Source organism: Thermomonas hydrothermalis (assembly GCF_900129205.1).
In the GTDB taxonomy this organism is placed as follows: Bacteria; Pseudomonadota; Gammaproteobacteria; order Xanthomonadales; family Xanthomonadaceae; genus Thermomonas; species Thermomonas hydrothermalis.
The window spans coordinates 89,946-97,621 of the sequence record NZ_FQUK01000006.1 but is presented as its reverse complement, the minus strand read 5'-3'; the positions used below and the strand labels follow the sequence as shown (position 1 = coordinate 97,621).

The following is a 7,676-nucleotide window of genomic DNA, read 5'->3' as shown; positions in this document are numbered from 1 at the left end:
CGTCAGCCCCAAAGCCTGGGTGAAGAGTTGTTCTTGCATCCGCCAAGGCTGACATCATCCGGCGGCCCGTTCCACACCAGACGCGATGGAGCCTTTTCTTTTCTGCCACCGTTCTGCCACCTCCCGCCTGGCCAGGCGCATCACCCGCCAGGCGCAGGTAGACCAGGCAACCTTCGCGCACACGATTGCCGCGTATGCGCCAAGCCCAAACATGGGCTGGGATCGACCTGAGCTGACAACGCCAGGCTGGCGTTGTTCAGAGCGTCCTTAGCGTTCCAAAATCGCCGCCACACCCATGCCGCCGGCGGTGCAGATGCTGATCAGGCAGCGGCCATGGCCGCGCAGTTTCAGTTCCTTGGCGGCGGTGGCGACGATGCGCGCGCCGGTGGCCGCAAACGGGTGGCCAGTGGCGAGCGAAGAGCCATTGGGGTTGATCCGGTTCGGGTCGATCCGCCCCAGCGGCGCCGACAGCCCAAGCCGGTCGCGGCAATACGCCTCGCTTTCCCACGCCCGCAGCGTGCACAGCACCTGCGCCGCGAACGCTTCGTGGATCTCGTAGAAATCGAAGTCCTGCAAGGTCAGCCCGGTGCGCGCCAGCAGTTCGGCCACCGCCACCGTGGGCGCCATCAGCAGGCCTTCGCCATGGATGAAATCCACCGCGGCGACCTGGGCATCGCGGATGTGGCAGAGCACTTCAAAGCCGTGTGCCGCTGCCCAGTCGTCGCTGGCCAGCAGGCAGGCGGCCGCACCGTCGGTAAGCGGGGTGGAGTTGCCGGCGGTCAGGGTGCCCTTGCCCGAGGTCTTGTCGAAGGCGGGCTTGAGCGTGGCCAGCTTCTCGATGCTGGTATCCGGGCGCAGGATGTTGTCGCGGCTGACACCGCGGAAGCTCACCACCAGGTCATCGAAGAAGCCACGCGCGTAGGCCGCGGCCAGTTTGTGATGGGAATCGACCGCCAGTGCGTCCTGGGCCTCACGCGAAATACCCCATTCCTTGGCCATGTCCTCGCAGTGCTGGCCCATCGACTTGCCGGTGCGCGGTTCGGCCACGCCAGGGAACTCCGGCTTGAGTTCCGACAACCGAAATCCCTTGAACGCCGCCAGCCGATCCCGCAACGTCTTGGCCGCGGCGGCTTTCAGCAGGCGTTGCCGCAGCGCTTTGCTATACACGATCGGTACGTCCGAGGTGGTATCGGAACCGCCACCGATGCCGGCGTCGATCTGGCCGGTTGCAATCTTGCCGGCGATCAGTAGCACGCTGTCCAGCGAGGTGCCGCAGGCGCGCTGCAGGGTGATGCCAGGCGTCAGCGGCGACAGGCCGGAGGACAACGTGGCCTCGCGTGCCAGGTTCCAATCGGATGAGTGCTTGATCACCGCCCCCATCGCCACCTCGCCCAGCCGCTGCCCGTGCAGGCCGAACTTTTCGACCAGCGCACCCAGGGTGCGCACCGACAACCCCAAGTTGCCGACATCGGCATACGCGGTGTTTTGCCGGCAGAACGGAATGCGCACACCCCCCAGCACGGCGACCGGACGACCAAACTGCATTGCCTCACCTCAAAAGTTGACGCCCGCAGCGCGGGCATAATGTCGGCAAAGTGTAGCCTCCCCTTGCCGAGCCGGAACTTCAGATGCCGTCCATGGATGCCGAACCCGTCTTCCGCGGCGTGATCGCCCTGGAACTGCGCAATGGCACGCCCCCCGACAGGGCGGCCCTCGCGGTGGATGCCGCCGGGCAGATTGCCGAACGGCTGGGCCGCGACCTGGCGGCACAGGTTCCTGCGGTCACCGGGTGCGAACTGGCGCTGCTGGGCGCGCACTTCGATCCGGCTGAAGCCCTGCGGCCAGGCTGGCCGCTGCATCGGCGCGCACTGGAACTGCTGCAACGCGCCCCCGGCAAGGCCCAGGGCGCCCGCATCGTCGGGTTTGGCGCCGATGCCCGCGGCGAGGTGCCGTTGCCTTTGCAGGCTGATCCTGAACTCACCGGCGGCGGCTTGCGGGTGCTTCCGTTCGTGCTACGCGGCGACCAGGTCAGCACCGTCACCGCCGCGCTGGAAGAGCGTCTGCTGGATCACGGCATGCTCTCCGCCGATACCGCTCTGGCCGTGCAGGAGGCGCTGGCCGCGCAGATCGAGCACGGCCGCCTGCTCAGCCTGCACGACCTGCTGGCGATGACCGCCCTGCAATATCGCAACGTCGGCCTGGACGGGCTGTGGTCGCTGCTGGAAGCCGCACTGCTGGCCCCGGACAGCGAATACCTGCTGGACGCTCCGCCCGAGCCGCTGGCCCGCTACGTGCAGGGCCAGGTGCAGATCGCTCTGCTCGATCCGGTGGCCTGGCGTCGTCGCAACCAGCCCGATGCCAGCGACCCACAACAGCTGGAACGCGGTTTCAAGCTGTTCCAGATGCGGCAGCGCCAATACGCCGCGGTGCTGCAGGCACACGCGGTGCCGGTGGAGTTCGTGCACTGCCGCGCGGGTGAAGCCGCCGCCCTGTGCTAAGGCTGGCGGATCACGCCGCAGGCGATTCGGGCCCCGGCATTGCCGGCGGGTTGGCTGGTGTAATCGTCGGGCACCGCATGGACGATGAGCGCACGCCCAAGGACATCGTTTGCTTCGCCCCCGCCGAGGCTAACCCCGGCCACGTGCACATCGACGTGGGCCACGCCATTGCGATTGGCAATCAGGTTGTCGATATCTCCGGCGTGGTGGGCGCCGTGACCGGCACGGCCGTGTGGCTGCCCCGCAGGATTGAAGTGCCCGCCGGCACTGCTGGCATCGGCCGCACTGCAGTCGCCTTTTTCGTGCACATGGAACCCGTGCACGCTATCCGGCGCCAGGCCACCGATGTCACCGCGAATCCGCACGCCATCGCCCTCCGGGGTGAGGATGAGTCGGCCGCTGACCAGGCTGCCCGAAGCCGGCGCCATGATCGCCACCGCCTGCGCGACCCTGGCACCCGCCAGCGGGGGCGATCCTGACGCCACGGACGCTGTCGGTATGGGCCCGGCACATGCGACCAACGTGCCGAAGGTTGTCAGTAGCAAGCAACGCAAGATGACCATAGGAACGCTCCGGGATGGGTGGCAATGCCCGCCAGACACAGCCGTTTGAACGCCGCCATCTCTGCGGGATCAGCGTCGTCAAGGTAACGCATCCCCAGCTGGTTGGTGCCTTGATCTCAGCGGCGCTTGCGTGAAGTACCCAGCTTGCGGGTGACGGTATTGCGGCTGAGCCCAAGGGCGCGGGCGGCACGCTGGCGATGCCCGGCGTGGCGCGCAAGCGCCGCGTCCAGCAACGTCTGGTCGAGCAGAGCGCGGGCGCGGGCATGGATGTCCGCTGCTCCGACCTCCAGCTGCGCACGCGCCCAGGCCGCCAGCGCTGCCGTCCAGGCGGACTCCGACGCCCCGTCGTCGTTTCCACCCGGGGTGGCTTCGGGCCAGGCCAGGGCCAGGTCTTCGGGGCCGATGCGCTCACCGGGTGCCAGCGCCGCCAGCCGCCAGCAGACGTTCTCCAGCTCACGCACATTGCCGGGCCAGGCATGCGCGCGCAGCCGTTCCAGCGCGGCCGGGGACAACCGCTTGGGCGGCAGCCCCAGGCGCTGCGCCGCCTCGGTCAAAAACCGTCCGGCCAGCAGCGGGATGTCTTCGCGGCGTTCGCGCAGGGGTGGCAGGTGCAGCCGCACCACGTCCAGCCGATGCAGCAGGTCGGCGCGGAACCGGCCCTGCGCAACCAGTGCTTCCAATGGCTGATGGGTGGCGGCGATCACCCGCACGTCCACGCGCACCAGCTCGCGGCCACCGACCCGGAAAAACTCGCCCTCGGCCAGCACGCGCAGCAGGCGGGTCTGCAACGCGGCAGGCATGTCACCGATCTCGTCCAGGAACAGGGTGCCGCCGTCGGCCTGCTCGAAACGGCCCAGATGCCGCCGCTGGGCTCCGGTGAAGGCGCCGGCTTCGTGGCCGAACAGCTCCGACTCCAGCAACTCGGCCGGGATGGCCGCCGTATTGAGGGCGATGAAGGGCTTGCCGGCACGCGGCGATTCGCGGTGCAGCGCGCGCGCCACCAGTTCCTTGCCGGTGCCGGTCTCGCCGGTGATCAGCACCGACAACGGCACCTGCGCCAGCCGACCGATGGCACGAAACAGTGCGCGCATGGCCGGTGCCTGTCCGATCAACGCCTGCCCGCCCTCCACCGTCGGGGTGGGTGCGACCGGACGCGGCGGGCTGCCCGGAAGCGCACGCTGCACCAGCGCCACCGCCTCGTCCATGTCGAACGGCTTGGACAAAAACTCCTGCGCGCCGCCCCGGAAGGCCCCGGCGGTGCTGGCCACGTCGGTATGCGCCGACATCACGATCACCGGCAGGTGCGGCAGCGCAGCTTTCACCTTGTCCAACAGCACCAGCCCGCTGTCACCCGGCATGCGCACATCGGTCAACAGCAGATCCGGGCATCGCCCGGCCACCAGCGCCGCCAGCACTTCGGCGGCATCGGCAAATGCCGTGACCTGAAAGCCCGCCTCCTCCAGCGCCGCGGCCAGCACGAAGCGCACCGAGCGGTCATCGTCCACCACCCAGATCCGGGCCGGTTCAGTCATGGGCGCCCTCCGTCCCTGTCAGCGGCAGCAGCAGGGTAAACACGGTATGCCCCGGACGGGAGCGCCAGGTCAGCACGCCGCGGTGCTCGCGCGCCACCTGCTGCGCCAGCGCCAGCCCCAGCCCGGTCCCATCGGCACGGCCGCTGACCAGCGGCAGCAGCAGGTGCTCGGCCAGTTCCGCAGGCACGCCACGGCCGTCGTCGATCACGTCCAGCCGCAGCGCCAGGGTGGGCGGCGCCTCGCCGATGCGGGCCGCGTGCTCGACGCGGGTGCGCAGGGTGACCGTGCCGGCGCCGGCCTCCAGGGCATTGCGCACCAGGTTCCACACCGCCTGACTGAGCCGGTCGGCATCGCCTTGCAGCTCCGGCAGCGAGGGATCGTAATCGCGCTGCAACTGCACCGCCCAGCCGGCATCGTGCTCGGCCAGACGCAGCACCCGTTCCAGCACGGCATGGATGTTGACGGGCGCGAATGGGCGTGGCGGCGCCGGGCTGAGCAGACGATCCACCAGGGCCGACAGCCGACCGACTTCGCTTTCGATGATCGCCGTCAGCTCGCGGCTCTCGCCTTCCACCCGCCGCGCCAGCAGTTGTGCCGCACCCTTGATGCCCAGCAGCGGATTGCGCAGCTCATGCGCCAGGCCTTTCAACGAGGCGGCCAGGGCCGAGGGCAGCAGCCGCGCCGGATCCTCGCCCGGAAACTCCTCCACCGGATGCGCCTCCAGCCAGCACCCGGCATCCGCTGGGGCCAGCCAGAGGTCGGCAAACCGCGGGGCCGGGCCATTGGGCAGCCCGAGCATCACCCGTCGCAGCCGCAGCGGTGCCTGCAAGGGAACCGCCAGGCAATCGGCCAGCTGGCGGCCATCCTGCTCCAGCGCCGCCGCATGCAGCCCCAACAACCGGCGCACGCCCACGCCCAGCCAGCGCGCAGTGGCAAGGTTGGCAAAGCGCACCACGCCCGCCGCATCCAGCCGTAAGACCGGCGTGGACAGGGCATCGAGCAGGGCCGGATCGGGAGCAAGGTCCATTTGCACTAATCTAGCAGGGTGTTGCAAACCGCCCCGCCACGCGCTGCGGCGGTGGATTCCGCATTGAAAATCCGTCGGCGCGGCCGTCAATGTCATGGCTGGACGCCCCGGCACCCCGTTACGCGCCACCGCCGACCGCATGACCGACCAACCGCACGCCCCCGCCCAAGCACACGATGAGGCCCCCACCGCACCTGCGGGCTGGCAGGTGCGGCTGCGGCAGATCCTCTGGCTGCTAGTGCTGTGTTTCTGCCTCACCCTGGGGCTCAACCTGGCCATCGGGTTCTATCCAGTGGCCGCGCTGGAAGCCTTGCTGATCGGCATTTTGCTGTTTGCACTCAGGCAGGTCGAACAACGACCACGGCTGGCCGCCAATCTGACTGCGGTTGCCCTGTTTGCCGTGCTGACCCTGGTGATGGTTCTCAACCAGGGGCTGTACGACGAAGCATTGCTGACATTCCCCGCACTTCTGCTGTTTACCCAGACCTTTTCATCCCGGCGCGCACTGCCATGGATGCTGGCCGCCATGCTGCTGGTGGTGGTGGGCTTTTTCGTGCTGGATCGCACCGGCATCCTGCCCAGCCTGCCGCGTCAGCCGCTGCCGTGGCGGCGGCTGTTTGTCATCGCGCTGGTACTTGCCGCGACCGGGCTGTTCGTTCGGCTGATCTCCCAGGACATCCAGCGCACCATGCGCCAGCTCGAAGAAGGCAAGCAGGCGTTGGAGCAATCGCATGCGCAGATCGAGATCCTGGCCCAGCGCGACAGCCTGACCGGCCTGCCTAACCGGGCGCTGGCCAAGGATCGGCTGTCCCAGCTGCTGCAACAGGCCCGCCGCAACCGGGACATGGTGGCGGTGATGTTTCTGGATCTGGACAACTTCAAGACCATCAACGACTCACTGGGCCATGCCGCCGGCGACGCCCTGCTGTGCCAGGTGGCGGATACCCTGCAAGGCTGCGTGCGCGATTCCGACACGGTGGCGCGGTTGTCCGGCGACGAGTTCCTAATCCTGATGGGTGGCCTGCAGGAAGAAGACGCCATCGTTTCGGTGGTGGCCAAGCTCACCCACCTGCTCAGCCAGGCGTTTTCGGTCGATGGCGTGGATGTGCTGGTCACCGCCTCGCTCGGCATCGCGGTGGCACCCCGCGACGGCATGGACGTGGGCACCCTGCTCCGGCACGCGGACATGGCCATGTATCAGGCCAAGGATGCCGGTCGCAACACGTTCCGCTTCTTCGACCCGAGCATGAACGAGAGCGTGGCCGAACATCTGCATCTGGCCGCCGCACTGCGCTCGGCGCTGGGCACCCCGCAACTGGAACTGCATTACCAGCCGCAGATCGAACTGGCCAGTGGCCGCATCATCGGCGCGGAAGCCCTGGTGCGCTGGCGCCATCCGGAACTGGGCCCGATCTCGCCGGCACATTTCATCCCGGTGGCCGAACGCAGCGGCCTGATCCACGACCTGGGCGCCTGGGTGCTGCATCAAGCCTGCCGAGACGCCCAGCACTGGCGCACGCAAGGGTTTGCCGATCTCAGCGTGGCGGTGAACGTGTCCGCGCTGCAGTTCCGCCGTGATGATTTCGAGCGCGAAATCACCCAGGCACTGGCCACGTCCGGGCTGCCCGCCAGTGCCCTGGAGGTGGAACTCACCGAGTCGTTGCTGATGGCCGATGCCGCCTACATCACCAACACCCTGCAAAACCTGGCCAGCCGCGGCGTGCGGATCGCCATCGACGACTTCGGTACCGGCTACTCCAATCTGGGCTACCTGCGCCGGTTTGCCGTGCATCGCCTCAAGATCGACCAGTCCTTCGTGCGGCGGATGACCAGCGACCCGCAGGATGAAGGCCTGGTGCGCGCCATCATCGAGATGGGCCGCTGCCTCAATCTGCAACTGGTGGCCGAAGGCGTGGAAGATGCCCCGACCCTGACCCGCCTGCGCCAGTTCGGATGCGATGCCGGGCAGGGCTTCCATTGGTCCCCTGCGCTGCCGGCACCAGCGTTTCTGGACTATCTGCGCACGCACACGCCATCCGTCGCCTGAGCACCGTTG

The 7,676-nt window shown here is 68.2% G+C and carries 6 protein-coding genes; 2 read left to right on the top strand and 4 right to left on the bottom strand.

The genetic code is table 11. From position 1 onward, the window contains the following. Positions 1–267 precede the first annotated feature (267 nt). Complete coding sequence (locus tag BUA29_RS03005) at positions 268–1,545, bottom strand: acetyl-CoA C-acetyltransferase (protein WP_072755147.1); 1,278 nt, start codon at positions 1,543–1,545, stop codon at positions 268–270. Positions 1,546–1,628: 83 nt separating this feature from the next. On the opposite strand from BUA29_RS03005, the gene BUA29_RS03000 reads away from it, so the two are divergent. Continuing rightward, positions 1,629–2,498, top strand: coding sequence for a hypothetical protein (locus BUA29_RS03000; protein ID WP_072755146.1), 870 nt, complete (start codon positions 1,629–1,631; stop codon positions 2,496–2,498). On the opposite strand, the gene BUA29_RS02995 is transcribed toward BUA29_RS03000, so the two are convergent. From BUA29_RS02995 to BUA29_RS02985, 3 genes are all read right to left on the bottom strand, one after another. Then, on the bottom strand, positions 2,495–3,061 hold the full coding sequence (locus BUA29_RS02995; protein WP_084602320.1) for a superoxide dismutase family protein: 567 nt from the start codon (positions 3,059–3,061) through the stop codon (positions 2,495–2,497). The genes BUA29_RS03000 and BUA29_RS02995 overlap by 4 nt on opposite strands. A gap of 116 nt (positions 3,062–3,177) precedes the next feature. Then, entirely contained in the window at positions 3,178–4,593 is a 1,416-nt protein-coding gene (ntrC, locus tag BUA29_RS02990) for a nitrogen regulation protein NR(I) (protein ID WP_072755145.1), read from the bottom strand. Next, on the bottom strand, positions 4,586–5,620 hold the full coding sequence (locus BUA29_RS02985; RefSeq protein ID WP_072755144.1) for a two-component system sensor histidine kinase NtrB: 1,035 nt from the start codon (positions 5,618–5,620) through the stop codon (positions 4,586–4,588). The genes ntrC and BUA29_RS02985 overlap by 8 nt, the downstream gene beginning before the upstream one ends. Before the next feature lie 94 nt (positions 5,621–5,714). On the opposite strand from BUA29_RS02985, the gene BUA29_RS02980 reads away from it, so the two are divergent. Continuing rightward, positions 5,715–7,667: a putative bifunctional diguanylate cyclase/phosphodiesterase gene (locus BUA29_RS02980; protein ID WP_084602319.1), complete on the top strand. Its 1,953-nt coding sequence runs from the start codon at positions 5,715–5,717 to the stop codon at positions 7,665–7,667. Positions 7,668–7,676 lie beyond the last annotated feature (9 nt).

What these genes read in the sequence shown, in the direction of transcription:
- BUA29_RS03005 (WP_072755147.1), bottom strand. Translation starts at nt 1,545, where the DNA reads ATGCAGTTTGGTCGTCCGGTCGCCGTGCTGGGGGGTGTGCGCATTCCG.
- BUA29_RS02995 (WP_084602320.1), bottom strand. Translation starts at nt 3,061, where the DNA reads ATGGTCATCTTGCGTTGCTTGCTACTGACAACCTTCGGCACGTTGGTC.
- BUA29_RS02980 (WP_084602319.1), top strand. Translation starts at nt 5,715, where the DNA reads ATGGCTGGACGCCCCGGCACCCCGTTACGCGCCACCGCCGACCGCATG.
- BUA29_RS02985 (WP_072755144.1), bottom strand. Translation starts at nt 5,620, where the DNA reads ATGGACCTTGCTCCCGATCCGGCCCTGCTCGATGCCCTGTCCACGCCG.
- BUA29_RS03000 (WP_072755146.1), top strand. Translation starts at nt 1,629, where the DNA reads ATGCCGTCCATGGATGCCGAACCCGTCTTCCGCGGCGTGATCGCCCTG.
- ntrC (WP_072755145.1), bottom strand. Translation starts at nt 4,593, where the DNA reads ATGACTGAACCGGCCCGGATCTGGGTGGTGGACGATGACCGCTCGGTG.